Below are 17,119 nucleotides of genomic sequence, written 5' to 3'. Positions count from 1 at the left end.
GGACCCGGGCTGTCGGCGGGTGCCGATAGGCTTCGTGGATGGCCCTTCCGGACACTTCCCCCGATACCTCCGACGCTCTGCAGGTCCTGCACCGTGTGTTCGGATACAGCTCCTTCCGCGGTGAGCAGCAGGAGATCATCGAGCAGGTGATCAGCGGCGGCGACGCCCTCGTGCTGATGCCGACCGGCGGCGGCAAGTCGCTCTGCTACCAGATCCCGGCGCTGGTCAGGGAGGGCACCGGTGTCGTGATCTCGCCGCTGATCGCCCTGATGCAGGACCAGGTGAACGCGCTCAACGCGCTCGGGGTGCGGGCCGGATTCCTCAACTCGACGCAGGACCCGTACGAGCGGCAGGCCGTCGAGCAGGCCTTCCTCGCCGACGAGTTGGACCTGCTGTACCTGGCCCCCGAGCGGCTGCGCACCGAGAGCGCCCAGCGGCTGCTCGACCGGGGCAAGGTGTCGGTCTTCGCGATCGACGAGGCGCACTGCGTCGCCCAGTGGGGTCACGACTTCCGGCCCGACTACCTGGCGCTGTCCATGCTGCACGAGCGCTGGCCGAAGGTGCCGCGGATCGCGCTGACGGCGACGGCCACCGAGGCCACCCATGCCGAGATCGTGGCGCGGCTCGGGCTGGAGGACGCCCGGCACTTCGTCGCCAGCTTCGACCGGCCGAACATCCAGTACCGCATCGTCCCGAAGAACAATCCGCTCAAGCAGCTGCTGGAGCTGATCCGGACCGAGCACGCCGGGGACGCCGGCGTCGTCTACTGCCTCTCCCGGGCCTCGGTGGAGAAGACCGCGGCCTCCCTGGTGGAGCAGGGCATCGACGCCGTGGCCTACCACGCCGGGATGGACGCCCGGGCCCGCGCGGCGAACCAGGCGCGCTTCCTGCGGGAGGAGGGGGTCGTGGTGGTGGCCACCATCGCGTTCGGCATGGGCATCGACAAGCCGGACGTGCGTTTCGTGGCGCACCTGGACCTGCCGAAGTCGGTCGAGGGCTATTACCAGGAGACCGGCCGCGCCGGCCGCGACGGCGAGCCCGCCACGGCCTGGCTGGCGTACGGCCTGCAGGACGTGGTCCAGCAGCGCAAGCTGATCGAGGGTTCCGAGGGCGACGAGGCGCACCGCCGCTCCTTGAGCATGCACCTGGACGCCATGCTGGCGCTGTGCGAGACGGTCGAGTGCCGGCGGGTGCGACTGCTGGCGTACTTCGGGCAGACGGGCACCCCCTGCGGCAACTGCGACACGTGCCTGACCCCGGGCGAGTCCTGGGACGGGACGGTCGCCGCGCAGAAGCTGCTGTCCACCGTGTGGCGGCTGGCGAAGGAGCGGCGGCAGAAGTTCGGCGCGGGCCAGATCATCGACATCCTCCAGGGCAAGAAGACGGCCAAGGTCATCCAGTTCGACCATGACGCGCTCTCGGTGTTCGGCGTCGGGGCCGATCTGGGCACGGCGGAGTGGCGGGGCGTCGTGCGCCAGCTGCTGGCGCAGCGGCTGCTGGCGGTGGAGGGCGACTACGGGACGCTGGTGCTGACGGACGACAGCGGCGAGGTGCTGGGGGGCCGCCGCAAGGTCCCGATGCGGAAGGAGAAGGCGCCGGCGGCCGCTTCCCGCAAGGAGTCCGGGGCGCGCTCGGGGAAGGGTGCCCGCGTGCCGGTCGACCTGCCGGCCGCGGCCGAGCCGGTCTTCCTGGCGCTGCGTGCCTGGCGGGCCGAGACGGCGAAGGAGCAGGGCGTGCCGGCGTACGTCGTGTTCCACGACGCGACGCTGCGGGAGATCGCGACGCGCGTGCCCGCCACGGTGGAGGAGCTGGGCGGTATCGGCGGCGTCGGCGAGGCGAAGCTCGCCAAGTACGCGGAGGGCGTGCTGGCCACCCTGGCGCAGTGCGGTGCCGCCGTGCCCGCCCCCGCCGCCGCGCCCCCGGCCGAGACCGTCGCGCCGGCCGCCCCCGCCCCGGCGGCCGCCCGCCCGGCCCGGTCCGCGCCGCCCGAGCTCGACGAGCCGCCCTTCGACCTGGACGAGATGGACCCGCCGCCCTGGGACGAAGACTGGCAGTGACCCGCAGGGTCCGCCCGAGGGGCCGGGTCGTCGGTCGACGACCCGGCCCCTCGCCGTATGCGCACCGGGTGTGGTGGCCGGTGGCGACGGGAGCAGGGCATGTGGGCATGTATGTTCGGCAGGTATGCAGGAGCGGCGGTCATCGGCGATGTCGCGCGGGTGCCAGCAGGGGGCGTCATGAGGTACGACCTGTCCGACCGTCTGGTGATCGGGATCGCCTCCAGCGCCCTGTTCGACCTGGCCGACTGCGACGCGGTGTTCCGGGAGCAGGGTGAGGACGCCTACCGGGCCCACCAGGAGGCCCATGTGGACGATGTCCTGGCCAAGGGTGTGGCCTTCCCCTTCGTCCGTCGCCTGCTGTCGCTGAACGACCTCGCGGAGCCGTCGGATCCGCTGGTCGAGGTGATCGTGCTGTCGCGCAACGACCCGGACAGCGGTCTGCGCGTCATGCGTTCGGTCGCCGCCCACGGTCTGCCCATCAGCCGGGCCGTCTTCCGGCAGGGCCGGTCGGCACACCGCTTCATGCGCGCCCTGAACATGTCCTTGTTCCTCTCGGCCGACGGGGCCGACGTCCGTGAAGCGGTGGCGGACGGGCTGCCCGCGGGGCACGTGCTGCAGACGGCACGCGTCGACGACGAGGACGACCAGGAACTCCGCATCGCCTTCGACTTCGACGGCGTGCTGGCGAGCGACTCCTCCGAGCGGGTCTTCCAGGACGCCGGCATCGACGGCTTCCGCGCGCACGAGGTCCTCAACGCGACCACCCCGCACGACCCGGGCCCCTTGAGCGAGTTCCTCGCGGGGATCAACCGCATCCAGTGCCGGGAGGAGGACAGGCGCCGCGAGGACCCCGCGTACCGGCTGCGGCTGCGGGTCTCCCTGGTCACCGCCCGGGACGCCCCCGCGCACGAACGTGCCGTGCGCAGCCTCAAGCGGTGGGGCCTGCGGGTCAACGACGCGTTCTTCCTCGGCGGGATCGACAAGTCCGCCGTGATGAGCGTCCTCGATCCGCACATCTTCTTCGACGACCAGGTCTCGCACCTGAACGGAACGGCGCTGGCCACTCCCAGCGTCCACGTGCCGTTCGGGGTGGTCAACACGCCCCCGCCGGACGACGCGCCCTCACCCTCCGCGCCCGCCTCCGGGTGAGGGCGGGGGAGCCGGCACGGGCCGGGATCACCCCTCGCGCAGCGTCGAGGCGCGCGTCCGCAGGGTCCACTCGTGCCGGCGGACCGTGTCGGCCGGGGTGCGGCCGGCGAGGATGTCGCACAGGAGGTCCACGCAGGCCCGGCCGTATGCGGCGGGGCGCAGGTCGACGGCGGTGATGGGCGGGCTGCTGCTGCGGGTGGCGGTGCCGTCGACGCAGGAGGCGACGAGGAAGTCCGCGCCGACGGTGCGCCCCAGGACGGCGGCCGCGCGCAGGACGCCCGGCGCCGCGCCGTCGGGGGCGCAGATGACGGCGTCGGTCGCGGGTTCGGCCGCAAGCAGTGCCAGGGCGGCCCGCTCGGCCTCGTCGGCCGTGGCGGCGAAGGGGACCGGGTGGATCGCCACCGGGGTGCCGTGCTCCGCACCCCAGCTCCCGGCGGTCGCGTGCAGGGCCGCGGCCCAGGCCGAGGTGTCGGCGGGGGCCAGCAGGGCTGGCCGGCGGGCGCCGCGGGCCCGTACGTGGTCGAGGAGCGCGGTCAGCGAGGCGGAGTTGTCGCAGACGACGGCGCCGGTCGGGGCGGGTGCGGGACCGAGGTAGCGCTCGCCGGTCACGACGGGGACGCCGGCGTCGAGCAGGGCGGGCACCGCGGGGTCGCCGACCTCCGGATCGATGACGAGGAGGCCGTCGACCCGTGAGGCGAACCGGCCGGGGCCGCCGGCCGCGGCGGCGAGCAGGACCACGTCGAGGCCCTCTTCCTGGGCTCGGGCGACGGCGCCGAAGGCCAGGTTCATGTAGTAGTCGAGCCTGGTCGCGGTCTGGGGCAGGTACAGCCCGACGGCGCCGGTACTGGCGCGGCGCAGTCGGCGTGCCGCGCTGTTGGGCCGGTAGCCCAGGCGTTCGGCGACCTCGTGGACCCGGTCGCGGGTGGCTTCCGCGACCCGCCCGGAGCCCTGCAGGGCATCGGAGACGGTGCTCTTGGAGACTCCGGCGGCGCGGGCGACGTCGAGGAGGGTCACGGTACGGGCGTTCACGCTTCCGGATTCTAAGGGGTGGCCGGGTGGCCCACCGTCCGGGCCGGAACGTTCCGGCAAGGGATACGGAGAGCCTTGCCGGAACGTTCCGGCATGCTCTACGTTCGGTCGTGCCGGAACGTTCCGGCACGACCGAACGCGACCCCGTTGCGTGCCCTTCCACGCCCGTCTGGATCTCCCATGCGTCTGATCACCGCGTACGACCCGCCCGCCTCACCGTCCCGCACCCGGCCCGCCGAACGGTCCGCCCTGCGCGTCGCCGCCGTCCAGCAGCGCTGGCACCGCGACCCCGCCGAGCACCGCGCCGCCCTCCTGGAGGGCATCGCCCTGGCCGCGGCCGAGGGCGCGCGCGTGGTGTGCCTGCAGGAACTGACCCTGTCGCCGTACTTCGCCGTGGTACCCAAGGCCGACCACCTGCAGCCCGCCGAGCCGGAGGACCTGCTGACCGGCCCGACCTTCGCCTTCGCCGCCGAGGCCGCCCGCGCCCACGGCCTGTACGTGCACGCCTCCCTGTACGAGGCGGCGCCCGCCCCGGACGGCACCGACGACGGGCTGGGCTACAACACGGCCGTACTGGTCGCCCCGGACGGCACGCTCGCCCTGCGCACCCGCAAGACGCACATCCCGGTGACCGAGGGCTACCACGAGGACCGCTGGTTCCGCCCGGGCCCGGCGGGCGACGACGCCTTCCCCGTGGTGACGGTGGACGAGGCCCGTTTCGGGCTGCCGACCTGCTGGGACCAGTGGTTCCCGGAGCTGGCCCGCGCCTACTCCCTGGCCGGCGCCGACATCCTCGTCTACCCCACGGCGATCGGCTCCGAGCCGGGGCATCCGGGGTTCGACACCCAGCCGATCTGGCAGCGGGTGATCACCGGCAACGCCGCCGCCAACGCCACGTTCATGGTCGTCCCCAACCGCATCGGCTCCGAGAACGGCCTGACCTTCTACGGCAGCTCCTTCATCGCCGATCCGTACGGGCGCGTCCTGGCGCAGGCCCCCCGGGACGAGGCCGCCGTCCTGGTGGCCGACCTCGACCTCGACGCCCGCCGCGACTGGCTGGAGCTCTTTCCCTTCCTGGCCACCCGCCGTCCCGACGCCTACACGCCGCTGACCGCCACCACCTGAGGCCCGGCCAGGACCCCCGCACGGCCCCGTCGCCCGGCCGTACCTCCGGTCGGGCCTTTTCACCCCACCGACTCTGACTGAAAGTTCAGTCAGATCGGATGGGTCTCCACCACGATGCATCCACGACCCGAAGGCAGAACGCCCGTGACCTCGTACGCACTCCTCACCTCCTACGACTCGCCGCTCGGCTCGCCGGGCCGCACCCAGCCCGGCGAACGCGAACCGCTGCGGGTCGGGCTCGTCCAGATGCGCTGGTACGCCGACCCCGCGGAGCACGACGACCGGCTGCGCGAGGGAGTCGCCCTGGCCGCCGCGCAGGGCGCGCAGGTGGTGTGCCTGCCCGAGCTGACGCGCAGCCCGTACTTCTGCAACACCGACGACCCGATGGCCGACGGCGCCGCGCGCTGGCTGGAGGACGTGGAGGGCGGCCCCACCGTCGCCCTCGCCGCCGAACTGGCCACCGGCCTGGGCATCACGGTGCACGCGTCGCTGTACGAGCGCGCCGGTGACGGCGGGCTCGGCTACAACACCGCCGTGTGCGTGGACGCCGGCGGCCGGCTCATCGCCCGGACGCGCAAGAACCACATCCCGGCCTTCCCCGGCTACCGCGAGGACCTGTGCTTCCGTCCCGGCGACAGCGGATTCCCCGTCGTCGCCCACGCCGGCGCCCGCTTCGGCTTCCCCACCTGCTGGGACGAGTGGTTCCCGGAACTGGCGCGCGCCTACTCCCTCGCCGGCGCGGAGATCCTGGTGCACCCCACCGCCATCGGGTCCGAGGTGGACCTGCCGGACTTTGACACCCGGCCCATGTGGGAACACGCCATCAGCGCCAACGGCCTCGCCAACGCCCTCTTCATGATCGTGCCCAACCGCGTCGGCACGGAGGGCCGTTCCACCTTCTACGGCTCCTCGTTCATCTCCGACCCCTACGGCCGCGTGATGCTCCGCGCCCCCCGCGACACCCCCGCCGTCCTCGTCGCCGACCTCGATCTCGACCAGCGCCGCGACTGGCTCGACTTCGGCCTCATGCGCACCCGCCGCCCGGAAATCTACGGCGCCCTCACCGAACGCCCCGGCCCCCGCGGTTAGCCGACCGGCCGACCGGGGGGCTGGTGGGCCGGTCGGCCTGGTCGGCTCGTCGGCGGGTCGGCCTGGTCGGCGGGTCGGCCTGGTCGGCTGGTGGGCTGGTGGGCCGACCGGCGTCAGGCGACGCGGGCCGTCGGGCGGGCGAGCGGGGTCAGGGCGGCGTACTCCAGCGGTGCTGACGGGTCGATCGACACGTCCAGGGGCGCCGGTTCGGCACCGGACCGCACCAGGAGGTCGCCGACCGCGGCGATCATCGCGCCGTTGTCGGTGCACAGCGTCAGCGGCGGGACGCGCAGCTCGATCCCGGCGGAGGCGCACCGCTTCTCCGCCAGGGCGCGGACGCGGGAGTTCGCGGCCACTCCCCCGACCACGATCAGCGTCCGCACGTCGTGGGCGCGGCAGGCCGCGAGGGCCTTGCGGGTGAGCACGTCGGCCACGGCCTCCTGGAGGGCGGCCGCCCCGTCGGCGACGGGGACGTCCTCGCCGCGCTGGAGGTGCCGTTCGACCCAGCGGGCGGCGGCCGTCTTGAGGCCCGAGAAGGAGAACGCGTACGGGTCGTCGCCGGGGCGGGTCAGCGGGCGCGGGAACGCCACGGCCTTCGGATCGCCGTCCCGGGCGGCCCGGTCGATGGCGGGGCCACCCGGGTACGGCAGGCCCAGGATCCGGGCGACCTTGTCGAAGCACTCCCCCGCCGCGTCGTCGAGGGTGTCGCCGAGGTGAACGATCGGCTCGCGCACGAGGTCCCGTACGAGCAGCAGCGAGGTGTGCCCGCCGGAGACGATCAGCACCACGCACGGCCGGGGAAGCGGGCCGTGTTCGAGGGTGTCGGCGGCGACGTGACCGGCCAGGTGGTGGACGCCGTACAGCGGCGCCCCGGCCGCGTAGGCCAGGGACTTCGCCCCGGCCAGCCCCACCTGGAGGGCCCCGGAGAGTCCGGGACCGGTGGTGACCGCGACCGCGTCGATCTGCCCGATCCGCAGCCCGGCCCGGTCGAGGGCCTGCTGGACCACCGGGTTGAAGGCGTGCAGGTGGGCTCGGGCGGCGATCTCCGGCACCACGCCGCCGAAGCGGGCGTGTTCGTCCATGCTCGACGCCACCACGTGGGCGAGGAGTCTGCCGTCCCGCACGATGCCCGCCCCGGTCTCGTCGCACGACGACTCGATCCCCAGCACCACCGGTCCGCTCACGGCACCCACTCCTTCTGCACTTCTGCACTTCTTCACTTCTGCACTGTTCCAGCAGCTGCAATATATGTGCAATAAGCGTGACGTCCGTGGGCCGTGGGCCTCCTCGGGACACGTCAGGTCATGAGCGAGCGGCCTGTGGGCGCCAGGCGCAGGGTCACCGGGGCCGCTGTCTCTTCCCGTTCGATGCCGGGCAGGACCTCGTCCCGTGCGACGGGGTGGGCGCGCAGCGCGGTCAGGTGCCGCTGGTGGGCGTTCTCGTCGGGGTGGGAGGTAAGGACCACCGCGACGTTCTCCCCGCTGCGGACCGGGAGCCGGGGGAAGGTGTTGGGCGCCGTCTCCGTGGCGAACGCGGCGAGCGGCGCGGCTCCCGTATCGCGCAGCAACGGCAGGAGACCGTCCCTGACCAGGGCGATCCCCTCGTCCCGGCCCGGCGGGAAGGACCAGAGTGTCGCGGACACGAACCGTTCGGGAGCCGGTGTGCCGGGACGCGGCCTCGCAGGCGGCGCGGCGCGGAAGGAGCCGTCGTGCGTCAGGGGGCGCAGCAGGAGTACGTCGTCGGAGTCGCTCATGGTGGCGTTGGCCTGAGGGCCGTGCCGTTTCCAGACAGGACCGCCGTAGAAGGCGGTCAGCGCGTCGCGTCGCGCCGCCATGTCGGGGAATCCGCGCAGCCAGACGAAGCGGTCCGGGTCGTCGAGGTCGCGGAACTGGCCGAGGACGGCCATGCCGGTCTCCTCCTGGGTCTCGACCAGTTCCCGGTCGAAGAGTTCGATGAGGTCGTCGCGCCGGCCGGGGCGCAGTGTGTACTGGCGGAGCTCGATCACGGCGAGTTCGCGGGCGGGGTCGGTGGGTACGGGTGGCACGGCAGGCTCCTCTTCCGGTCCGTTGTACGGGTGCTGACCGACGGTAGGTGTCGGCCGTGCCAGGGGCTGTCAGGGTTTCCGGGGAGAATGGGCGCATGTCCGCCGGCCGTCTGCTGTCCGTCCTGCTGTTGCTGCAATCGCGGGGCCGCATGTCCGCGCGGGCGATGGCCGAGGAACTCGGTGTGTCGGTGCGTACGGCCTACCGCGACGTGGAGCGGTTGCAGGCAGCCGGCGTTCCGGTCTGCGCGGAGCCGGGCCGTGGTGGCGGCTACCGGTTGCTCGACGGCTATCGGACCCGTCTGACCGGCATGAGCGAGGGCGAGGCGCGGGCGCTGCTCTTCGCGGGGCTGCCGGGGGCCGCCGCCGACCTGGGGCTGGCGGCGGAGGTGGCGGCGGCGCGGCTGAAGTTGCTGGCCGCGCTGCCGGCCGGGCCGCGGGAGGAGGCGGCGCGGACCGCCGCGGTGTTCCACGTGGACGCTCCGGGCTGGTACCGGGAACCCGAACGGGCCCCGCATCTGCCGCTGTTCGTCGATGCGACGCTCACGCAGCGGGTCGTGGAGGTGCGTTACCGCCGATGGGGCGCGCCGCGTGAGGTGTCCCGCCGCCTTCGCCCCTACGGTCTGGTTCTCAAATCCGGTGTCTGGTACGTCGTGGCCGCCACGGAGAGCGGGACGGCGACCTACCGGGTCGGGCAAGTCCTCGAAGCGGTGCTGAGCGACGAACGCTTCGACCGCCCGCGGGACTTCGAGCTGGGCGCCTACTGGACCTCCTACCTCGCGGACTTCCGGGCACGCCGCTACACGGGCACGGCCACCATCCGCCTGTCCCCGCAGGGGCGCCGTCGACTGCCCGACAACGTGGCACCGGAGGTGGTGCGGTCGGTCGACGCCACCGCGACGGCCGCCGGCGCGGACGGGTGGGTGGAGGCCGTCGTCCCGACCGAGAGCACCGCGCACGCCTGCGGTGAACTGCTGCGGCTCGGCGCGGACGTGGAGGTGCTCGCGCCGGCGGAACTGCGCCGGGCCATGGCCGACACGGTGGGCGCCCTCGCCCGGTCCTACGGCGTCGTCGGTGAGGGGGCGGGCCTCGGTCGAGGGACGGTCGTCGGTCAAGGGGCAGGAGCACATTCATCCGGACGGGAACTTCGCTGACGGGCGGGCACCGGGTGCGGTTACCGTGGAACGTGGGTGGGGGTCGCACCAGTCGGAGACATCTGCCCTTGCCGGGGGACGGCCCCGAACCGTGCCCCCCTCACGTGGCCCCGGCACCTGGCCGGGGCTGCGGAAGGACTTGTCGCCCCTGGACCTGCCGTGGCGAAGGGTCATGTCCTCGTCTGTCATGCGTCCATCTCTCCGGGGCCCGGACCGACAGACCCTGTCACCCTTTCGTGAAAGCTTCGCCATCCGGCCGGAGATGGCACCACGGCCCTCCGCCGCGTTTCAATTGCGGCGAACGGGCCGGTGAGCGGCCGGGGAGGAAGTGGGTAGGACGATGGGGACGACAGTGGGAACGGCAGTGACGGGTATGAAGCGGCGCGGTCGGGTATGGGCCGGAGCGCTGATCGCGGCGGTGGTGGTGCTGGGCATCGGCTCGTACTGGTTCCAGCCGTGGAAGCTGTGGCGCGACGAGACCGTCAGCGAGGCGCTGCCGGGGGCGGCCGCTCCGAAGCAGCCCTCCGGAGCCGCATCCGGAGCGGCCTCCGGCGCCCCGGCCGCAGGCCCGCAGACCCTCGCCCAGGGCACGCTGATCAGCCATGAGCACACCACGACGGGCAAGGCGAAGCTGATCCGCCTCGCCGACGGATCGCACACCCTCCGTCTGGAGAACCTCGACACCAGCAACGGCCCGGACCTGCGCGTCTGGCTGACCGATGCCCCGGTGAAGGAGGGTGTCGCCGGTTGGCGCGTCTTCGACGACGGCAAGTACGTGAGCCTGGGCAAGCTCAAGGGCAACAAGGGCGACCAGAACTACGAGATTCCGGCCGGCGTGAACCTGGCGGACTACAGCAGCGTCACCATCTGGTGCGACCGCTTCGACGTCTCCTTCGGGGCGGCAACCCTGACGTAGGGAAGCGGCACGGCTGTCACGAAACGGTCATCATCCGGTCTCATTCCGACACTAATGGTCGGTAAGCATTCCGCTGGAGAACGTCAGTCCAGCAAGGGACCCTCCGATGCTCCGTTCCCGACGAGCCGCAGCCAGGGCGCCGCGCGCGTGACCCACCGCAAACCGAAGCCGAAACCGCGGGTCGTGACGCGCCGCAACGCGATGGTCTGTGCCAGCAGCGGACTCATCGCCACCGCCTTCGGCGTCGTCGCCGACCACGGCGGGCGCCCCGGTGCCGGCCCGATGGAGGCAGAGGACGAGGGCGGGGCGGGGCCGCCGCCACCCGTCGAGGCGGCTGCCGTACCCGCTCAGCCGTGGATGCCGGAGGCCACCCTCCGGCCGCTGTCGGTGAACTTCACTCCGGGCGGGCTCCGGGAGGTGCGGGGTCTGGTCCTGCACGTGCAGGAGGGCGAGAACTCGCTCCACGACCGCTTCAGCGACCCGGCGGTGAGGTCCTCCGCGCACTTCTGGGTCTCGCAGTCCGGCGAGATCGAGCAGTACGTCTCCGCGCACGACCGGGCCTGGGCCCAGGGCACCGGCAACCCGTCGTGGCTCTCGGTGGAGACCTCGGGCTTCGCGAGCCGGCCGCTGACCGCGCAACAGGTGGACGCCGTGGCACGGATCTACGCCTGGGGCATGGCCCAGCACGGCTGGCCCCTGGCCCCCGCCCCCACCCCGCTGGGCCGGGGCCTCGGCATCCACAGCATGGGCGGCCGAGCCTGGGGCGGCCACGCCTGCCCCGGCCCCCTCCGCTCCGCCCAGACAGGAGAAATCCTCACCGCGGCCCGCGGAAGGCACTTCCGCTGAACTTGTTCTTTAAATTCTGGCGCTCCTGAAGTGGTGCGGGCAGAGTTGGGGGGCATGACAGACAGCTCCGGCCCTGTTCCTGAGGATATGGGCGACCGCCAGGCGATAGAGCACATCCTCGGTCGCCCCTTGAGCCAGGCATGGCCGGCGGGTGCACTGGCACCGGGCAGCCGGGTCACGGTCGTTCGCGACCAGGACTGGGACGGCCCTTGGCAGGTCGAGTTTCTCGGAACGATCGATGCCATGGGTGCACCCGAACCCAACACACATGCCCAGGCGCTCAGGGGCGAGCTGCTGTATTGGGTGACCTTCGACGAGTCGCAGTACGACTGCGACGGGGCTGGTCCCTATCGCAAGGCCCAGATCTGGGGTCGGTACCTACGAGCCGAGCAGGAGCCCGAAGTGTAGGGATACCGCGCCTCATCTTGCGTTCGAATTGTCCGTCGAACTGGGCCGCTCACCTGGGCATTCGCCGGACGTGGGGGCGGCCTCCGTCTGATCATGTGCTCCGACCAAGGCGCACGTGGCCATGACGAACCTGCGGCGATGAGCCGCTCCAAGCTATGGACTGTCCCGTAATCCCCGGTGGATCAGCGCGCGGCGTCAGATGCGGTGCATCGCAAGACAGAGGGCGGAGGGCGGAGGGCGTCCTCATGCTGGGCGTATTCGCGCGTTCCGGCAACGCGGCGAGGTGCCATAGCTGTCGTCGTGCGCCCGCCGGGGATTACGGGACAGTCCTCAGCCGCGGACGGACGAGGTCACTGGATCAGGCCGACGTGCGGGTGTTCCGGGGACTCCGGGCAGACGTAGAGCTGCAGGTGGTTGCCACCTGAAATCTGCACCCCGGGCGAGTTCTCCATACCGGAGCCGGCGACTGCGGCGATATCCCGGTCCTCGTAGGGGACCCAGCTGCGCTGGCGGGAATGCCATTCCTTCGAGGCGATGGTGAGCAAAGGGGCCATGCCGGCACCGCAGACGGCGCAGTTCCGGGCGACGGGATCAGTCAGTCCCCACGGGGGCCAGCCCCCGGCCTTCCAGCCGGGAGCAAGGGACAGTTCGTGCTTGTAGAACGCGGCTCCGGACTCCTGCCCGTCGTTCCAGTCCTCCAGCTGCTGCCGCAACTCAGTTTCCAGCTGCAGGGAATGGGGGAATTCGGTGACTTCTTCCGGAGCTATTACGCACGGCTCCGGCACGTACTCGTCGTACTCCACGGCGGACGTCACGGGCGGCACAGCGAGGACGTCGGTGACCTCGGCGGCCGATCGCCAGAACAGCTTGGTCGGCGGCTTGTAATCCGGCTCGTGCTCGAACGGGCACCACAGGAGCTGGAGCAGATCGGCATGCGCCGGCGGTCGCAGCACGGGCACGTCGCGCACGTACAACTGGGCCACGGGCAGCATGGCGTTCGGCCCCTCCCGCCACTCGTCGAGCTCACTGTCGTGCCACTCGTGCAGCTCGTCGCAGTACGGCCACGGCTCGCCGACGGGCCACAGCAGCGGCCCGCCGACCGAGCTGTCCAGCGGTGTCGGAGACCCGGGACGGGGGTGTAACCGGATCGCCGGGCGTGCCAACGGGGCCAGTTGAGGAAAGGCCGCGGTGACGTCGATCGGGCGCGGCGGAGTGGTACGTCTCATTCTGGCTCCCGTTGGTGCGGTGCGGATGGTGTCAGTCTCCACCCCAGGGGCCCGACGGCGGCCTTCTTCGGCCAGCGGTGTGATGGTCAGCGGCATGCCACCGCCGGCGTAGTGGCCTGCTTCGGACTGCCGGACGCCCATTCTGTGCTTATTGATCACGGCCGTGCCGCTCTCGGCGGAGCGAAAGGCCCACAGCCCTCTGGTTCACACCCACCCTGCGTACGCTCACGGCCGTTCCGGGTACGGCGTCCTCCGACCTGGGGGCACTCGCCGTCTTCGTGACCCAGAACGGGACCGGCGCGGCGGCGCTGATCGTCGCCCTGCTCGGAAGCCGCATCGAGAGCGTGCGCGTCGCGCGGCCCAGCAGCAGGCCTTCGAACCGGCCGGGGTCCCCTCCGCACGGATCGCCGCCGGCTCGCCGAGGAGATCCTTCGAAGAGAGCGTATGCGCACCGCCAGTGACACCACACCCGGCGGGCGCGCGGGCGGGCTGGCCGGTGGGTGGGTCAGTCGGCGCGGCGTCTGCCTCGTTGGCGGCGCGGGTACGGCAGGAGGCGCGGCGGGCGTTTGGCGGCCACGTCCTCGACCCAGCCGAAGGTCAGCACCAGCAGTGCGAGCAGCGGAATCGCCACCAGCAGCGTGAACCACTGGCTGGCCAGCAGCCACTGGAAGTTCGCGTAGACGAACGGGACGCTCCAGAGCGGATCGATCAGCGGGATGGCGACGACCAGGGCGACCTGGTGCCACAGGTAGAAGCTGACGGCGCGCGCGTTGAGCAGACTGATCAGGCCGTTCCAGCGTTCCAGCGGTCTGGGCCACCGGTCCCAGGACGGGCTGACGTGGAGCAGCATGGCGACGAAGCCGAAGGACCAGAGGGCCTGGGCGACGGGCCAGGACTCGATGTCGGTCGGCACGGTCGGGTCGACCGGCCGGGTGTGCATGTACCAGAGGCCGGCCACCATGATCAGCGGCGCGACGGACGGCAGCACGTACTGCGGGATCTTCTTGAGCAGCCCCTCCCGGTGGGCCATGCCGAGGATCCAGCACGCGCCGAAGGTGGCGAAGTCGTTGGCGTTCTCCCAGACCCGGCCGTAGATGAATTCCTGGTCGACGAAGAACACGTTCATGACGATCACCATCGCCAGGGGCGCGAACAGCGTCACCACCGGGAAGCGTCGCAGGGCCCGCAGCAGCAGCGGCGAGAACAGGACGTACCAGAGGTAGGCCCGGAGGTACCAGAGCGGGACGATGATCTGCGCCGCCCAGGTGGTTTCCACGAGTCCGAAGTCGGACAGTTCGTCCGCGTACGGCGGGGTGCTCAGCGGCAGGACCCAGAAGGCAAGCTTGGACCACCACCAGGTGGGGTGCCCGTCGGACTGGGGGCCCCAGCCGGCGACGATCTGGAGGGCGATCATGGCGGCGCCGAACAGCCACATCGGCGGCAGGAGCCGGCGCAGTCGGCCGCGGATCACGCCGAAGGCGGGCCGGCTGAGCGAACGCGCCATCAGCGAGCCGGCCAGGGCGAACATCACGCCCATCGACGGGAAGACGAGGGGAAGCCAGAACCAGCCGAAGTTGTGGTAGAGCACCACGCGGCCCAGCGCCAGCGCGCGCAGCAGGTCGAAGTAGCGGTCCCGGCCGCCCTTGCTCCGGGCCTCCGCGGCCTCAGGATCCCGCTCCGGCTCCGGCTCCGGCTCCCACCCCGGATCCGGGACCGGATCCGGGACCGGATCCGGGACCGGCTGCGGCTCGTGCTCCGGCCGGGCCCGCAGTGCGGCGGGGACCCTCAACTGCATGGTGTCCCGGGGATCCCGAAAGTCCCGGACGTCCCGGGCGTCACGGGCATCCCGGGCGTCACGGGCGTCACGGGCGTCACGGGCGTCTCGGGTACCGAAAGCGTTCCAGGTGCCCCGGTCGCGCCCGAGGTCGATGGGTGCGGTCACGGTGAGGCCTCCACCGGAACAGCGACCTCGCCGGTGCGCCGGAGCTTCTGCCAGCGCAGCCGGCCACCGGTCATCGCCGTGATCGCGGACTGCAACAGGACGATGTACATGAGCTGGCGGTAGACCAGTTGCTGGATCGGCAGGCTGATCAGGTGCCAGGGCTTCTCGCGGTCGAGCCGGAAGGCGTACCACGACAGCACGGCCTGGAGCAGGATGAAGCCGCCCCAGCTGGTGAGGGTGATCGGGGCGTCCCCGAACAGCACGCCGTACAGCAGGAACATGTCGACCAGCGGCGCGAGCAGCGGGGCGACCACGCCGAAGAGCACGATGAGCGGCAGCCCGAGCCGGCCGAAGCGCCCCGCCGGGCCGCGGGAGGTCACGGCGCGGCGGTGCTTCCACATCGCCTGCATGCTGCCGTAGCTCCAGCGGTACCGCTGGGACCAGAGCTGCTGAAGGCTGGCGGGGGCCTCGGTCCAGGCGCGGGCGTACTCGGCGTAGACGATCCGCCAGCCGTCGCAGAGCACCGCGATGGTGATGTCGGTGTCCTCGGCGAGGGTGTCGTCGCTCATGCCGCCGACCCGCCGCAGGGCCTCCTTGCGGAAGGCGCCGACCGCGCCGGGGATGGTCGGGATGACGCCGAGCATGTCGTACATCCGGCGGTCCAGGTTGTGGCCGAGGACGTACTCGATGTGCTGCCAGGCGCCGATCAGGCTGTCGCGGTTGCCTACCTTGGCGTTGCCGGCGACCGCGCCGATCGTCGGGTCCCCGAAGGGCTGGACCAGCTCGCGCACGGTGGACGGCTCGAAGACGGTGTCGCCGTCCATCATCACGATGATGTCGTGCGAGGCGGCCGCGATTCCGGTGTTGAGCGCGCTGGACTTGCCGCCGTTGACCTGGCGGATCAACCGCACGAACGGCAGGTTCATCTCCTCGACGATGTCCGCGGTGCCGTCCGTGGAGCCGTCGTCGATGACGATCACCTCGATCGGATGGTCGCTCACGGCCAGGGAGTGCAGGGTGTTGGCTATGCACTCGCGTTCGTTGTAGGCGGGGACCAGTACGGTGACCCGTTCGGTGACGGGCGCTCCCCAGACGTCCCGCCGTTTGGAGCGACGGGCGTGGATCGGTGCGAGGACGAGCATCAGGGCGAAGCGGCCGAAGTTGAGGAAGCCGACCAGGGCCAGCAGCCCGACGAGCACCGGCAGGGTGTGCACGGCGGCCTGGGTGGCCCAGATGAATCCCTTGCCCGCCCACAGCTGGAATCCGTCCACCGGGACGGTCGCGCTGGAGGCGCCGAGGGCGTCGGAGATCGTGGTGAAGCGGTAGCCCTCGGCCTGCAGCTTGTCGATGATCTGGACGAGCGCGGCAAGGGTCTGGCTACGGTCGCCACCGGCGTCGTGCAGCAGGATCAGCGCGCCCGCGCCGGGCTTGGCCGGCATCGCCGCCTTGACGATCGCGTCCACGCCGGGGCGCTTCCAGTCGTCGGTGTCGCGGTCGATGAACGCGGTGAGGTAGCCGCGCGCGCCGACGTACTTGATCACCGGGTAGTTCCAGTCGTCCATCGCCGTGGCGTCGGAGGAGTACGGCGGACGGAACAGCGCGGAGTGAACGCCCGCGACGCCGGCCAGCGCGAGCTGGGTCTGTGCCAGCTCCCAGCTGATCCGGGCGTGGGACTGGTACACCAGGTCGGGGTGGGTGAAGGTGTGTACGCCGAGCTCGTGGCCGCCCGCGACGATCTGGCGGATGAGGTCCGGGTTGCGGGTGGTCATCGCACCGGTCACGAAGAAGTCGGCCTTGACGTTGCGGGCGGCGAGCACCTCGAGGATCTTCGGCGTCCACTCCGGCGAGGGACCGTCGTCGAAACTCAGCACCGCGGTCCGGTCGGGGATGTGGTAGCTGACGGGGTTCTCGTTCTTCGCTCCGCGCGCGTCGATGACCGGGCCGCCCTTGAGCAGGTGGTTCGGCACGGTCGTCTTGTCGACCGAGATCGCGATCCGGGAGTCGTGGAACGCCTCGTTCGTGGCGAGGCCGCGCAGGACGAGGAGGGCGAGCAGGCAGGCCAGCAGGGAGAGCGGCATGAAGAAGCGCAGCGGTGGCGCGGCCAGTCGGCGCGGCCTCAGCAGGGACTGCCGGCGGC

General features: G+C 71.8%; 14 protein-coding genes. 8 read left to right on the top strand and 6 right to left on the bottom strand.

Features of this window, described 5'->3' with window-relative positions; all coding sequences use genetic code 11:
• Nucleotides 1-38 precede the first annotated feature (38 nt).
• On the top strand, nucleotides 39-2,057 hold the full coding sequence (recQ, locus tag NRK68_RS30710) for a DNA helicase RecQ (RefSeq protein WP_183064433.1): 2,019 nt from the start codon (nucleotides 39-41) through the stop codon (nucleotides 2,055-2,057).
• Nucleotides 2,058-2,234: 177 nt separating this feature from the next.
• Nucleotides 2,235-3,206, top strand: coding sequence for a 5'-nucleotidase (locus NRK68_RS30705; RefSeq protein WP_183064432.1), 972 nt, complete (start codon nucleotides 2,235-2,237; stop codon nucleotides 3,204-3,206).
• A gap of 27 nt (nucleotides 3,207-3,233) precedes the next feature.
• Here NRK68_RS30705 and NRK68_RS30700 read toward each other — a convergent pair whose 3' ends face one another.
• A complete protein-coding gene (locus NRK68_RS30700) occupies nucleotides 3,234-4,235 on the bottom strand; it encodes a LacI family DNA-binding transcriptional regulator (RefSeq protein ID WP_183064431.1) in 1,002 nt (333 codons plus the stop codon).
• 180 nt (nucleotides 4,236-4,415) lie between these two features.
• Here NRK68_RS30700 and NRK68_RS30695 point away from each other — a divergent pair, with 180 nt between their 5' ends.
• Together NRK68_RS30695 and NRK68_RS30690 are read left to right on the top strand one after the other, a co-directional pair.
• Nucleotides 4,416-5,360: a nitrilase-related carbon-nitrogen hydrolase gene (locus tag NRK68_RS30695; protein ID WP_257857370.1), complete on the top strand. Its 945-nt coding sequence runs from the start codon at nucleotides 4,416-4,418 to the stop codon at nucleotides 5,358-5,360.
• A gap of 144 nt (nucleotides 5,361-5,504) precedes the next feature.
• Entirely contained in the window at nucleotides 5,505-6,449 is a 945-nt protein-coding gene (locus NRK68_RS30690; RefSeq protein WP_257857369.1) for a nitrilase-related carbon-nitrogen hydrolase, read from the top strand.
• A 113-nt stretch (nucleotides 6,450-6,562) separates the two neighbouring features.
• Here NRK68_RS30690 and tsaD read toward each other — a convergent pair whose 3' ends face one another.
• Nucleotides 6,563-7,633: a tRNA (adenosine(37)-N6)-threonylcarbamoyltransferase complex transferase subunit TsaD gene (tsaD, locus tag NRK68_RS30685; RefSeq protein WP_257857368.1), complete on the bottom strand. Its 1,071-nt coding sequence runs from the start codon at nucleotides 7,631-7,633 to the stop codon at nucleotides 6,563-6,565.
• Nucleotides 7,634-7,746: 113 nt separating this feature from the next.
• Nucleotides 7,747-8,493, bottom strand: a complete 747-nt coding sequence (locus NRK68_RS30680) for an NIPSNAP family protein (RefSeq protein ID WP_257857367.1) — start codon at nucleotides 8,491-8,493, stop codon at nucleotides 7,747-7,749.
• A 95-nt stretch (nucleotides 8,494-8,588) separates the two neighbouring features.
• Here NRK68_RS30680 and NRK68_RS30675 point away from each other — a divergent pair, with 95 nt between their 5' ends.
• The 4 genes from NRK68_RS30675 (at nucleotide 8,589) to NRK68_RS30660 (ending at nucleotide 11,814) form a co-directional block, all read left to right on the top strand.
• A complete protein-coding gene (locus NRK68_RS30675) occupies nucleotides 8,589-9,644 on the top strand; it encodes a helix-turn-helix transcriptional regulator (RefSeq protein ID WP_257857366.1) in 1,056 nt (351 codons plus the stop codon).
• Between the two features lie 373 nt (nucleotides 9,645-10,017).
• The gene (locus NRK68_RS30670) at nucleotides 10,018-10,560 is read left to right on the top strand and encodes a DM13 domain-containing protein (protein WP_257857962.1); all 543 of its coding nucleotides are present in this window, start codon (nucleotides 10,018-10,020) and stop codon (nucleotides 10,558-10,560) included.
• A gap of 183 nt (nucleotides 10,561-10,743) precedes the next feature.
• Nucleotides 10,744-11,406: a peptidoglycan recognition protein family protein gene (locus tag NRK68_RS30665; RefSeq protein WP_257857365.1), complete on the top strand. Its 663-nt coding sequence runs from the start codon at nucleotides 10,744-10,746 to the stop codon at nucleotides 11,404-11,406.
• 54 nt (nucleotides 11,407-11,460) lie between these two features.
• Nucleotides 11,461-11,814 carry a ferrous iron transport protein A gene (locus NRK68_RS30660; protein WP_257857364.1) on the top strand — a complete coding sequence of 118 codons (354 nt, stop codon included), beginning with the start codon at nucleotides 11,461-11,463 and terminating at the stop codon, nucleotides 11,812-11,814.
• A 350-nt stretch (nucleotides 11,815-12,164) separates the two neighbouring features.
• Here the strand turns inward: NRK68_RS30660 and NRK68_RS30655 are convergent, their stop codons facing one another.
• From NRK68_RS30655 to NRK68_RS30640, 3 genes are all read right to left on the bottom strand, one after another.
• Nucleotides 12,165-13,040: a YwqG family protein gene (locus NRK68_RS30655; protein WP_257857363.1), complete on the bottom strand. Its 876-nt coding sequence runs from the start codon at nucleotides 13,038-13,040 to the stop codon at nucleotides 12,165-12,167.
• A 505-nt stretch (nucleotides 13,041-13,545) separates the two neighbouring features.
• The gene (locus tag NRK68_RS30650; RefSeq protein WP_308296332.1) at nucleotides 13,546-14,982 is read right to left on the bottom strand and encodes an acyltransferase family protein; all 1,437 of its coding nucleotides are present in this window, start codon (nucleotides 14,980-14,982) and stop codon (nucleotides 13,546-13,548) included.
• On the bottom strand, nucleotides 14,979-17,072 hold the full coding sequence (locus NRK68_RS30640; protein ID WP_308296345.1) for a bifunctional polysaccharide deacetylase/glycosyltransferase family 2 protein: 2,094 nt from the start codon (nucleotides 17,070-17,072) through the stop codon (nucleotides 14,979-14,981). The genes NRK68_RS30650 and NRK68_RS30640 overlap by 4 nt, the downstream gene beginning before the upstream one ends.
• Nucleotides 17,073-17,119 lie beyond the last annotated feature (47 nt).

The sequence above is a fragment of the Streptomyces yangpuensis genome (assembly GCF_024666385.1).
GTDB classification, from domain to species: Bacteria; Actinomycetota; Actinomycetes; order Streptomycetales; family Streptomycetaceae; genus Streptomyces; species Streptomyces yangpuensis.
The sequence above is the reverse complement of the archived record's forward strand: the minus strand, read 5'-3'. Positions and strand labels throughout refer to the sequence as shown.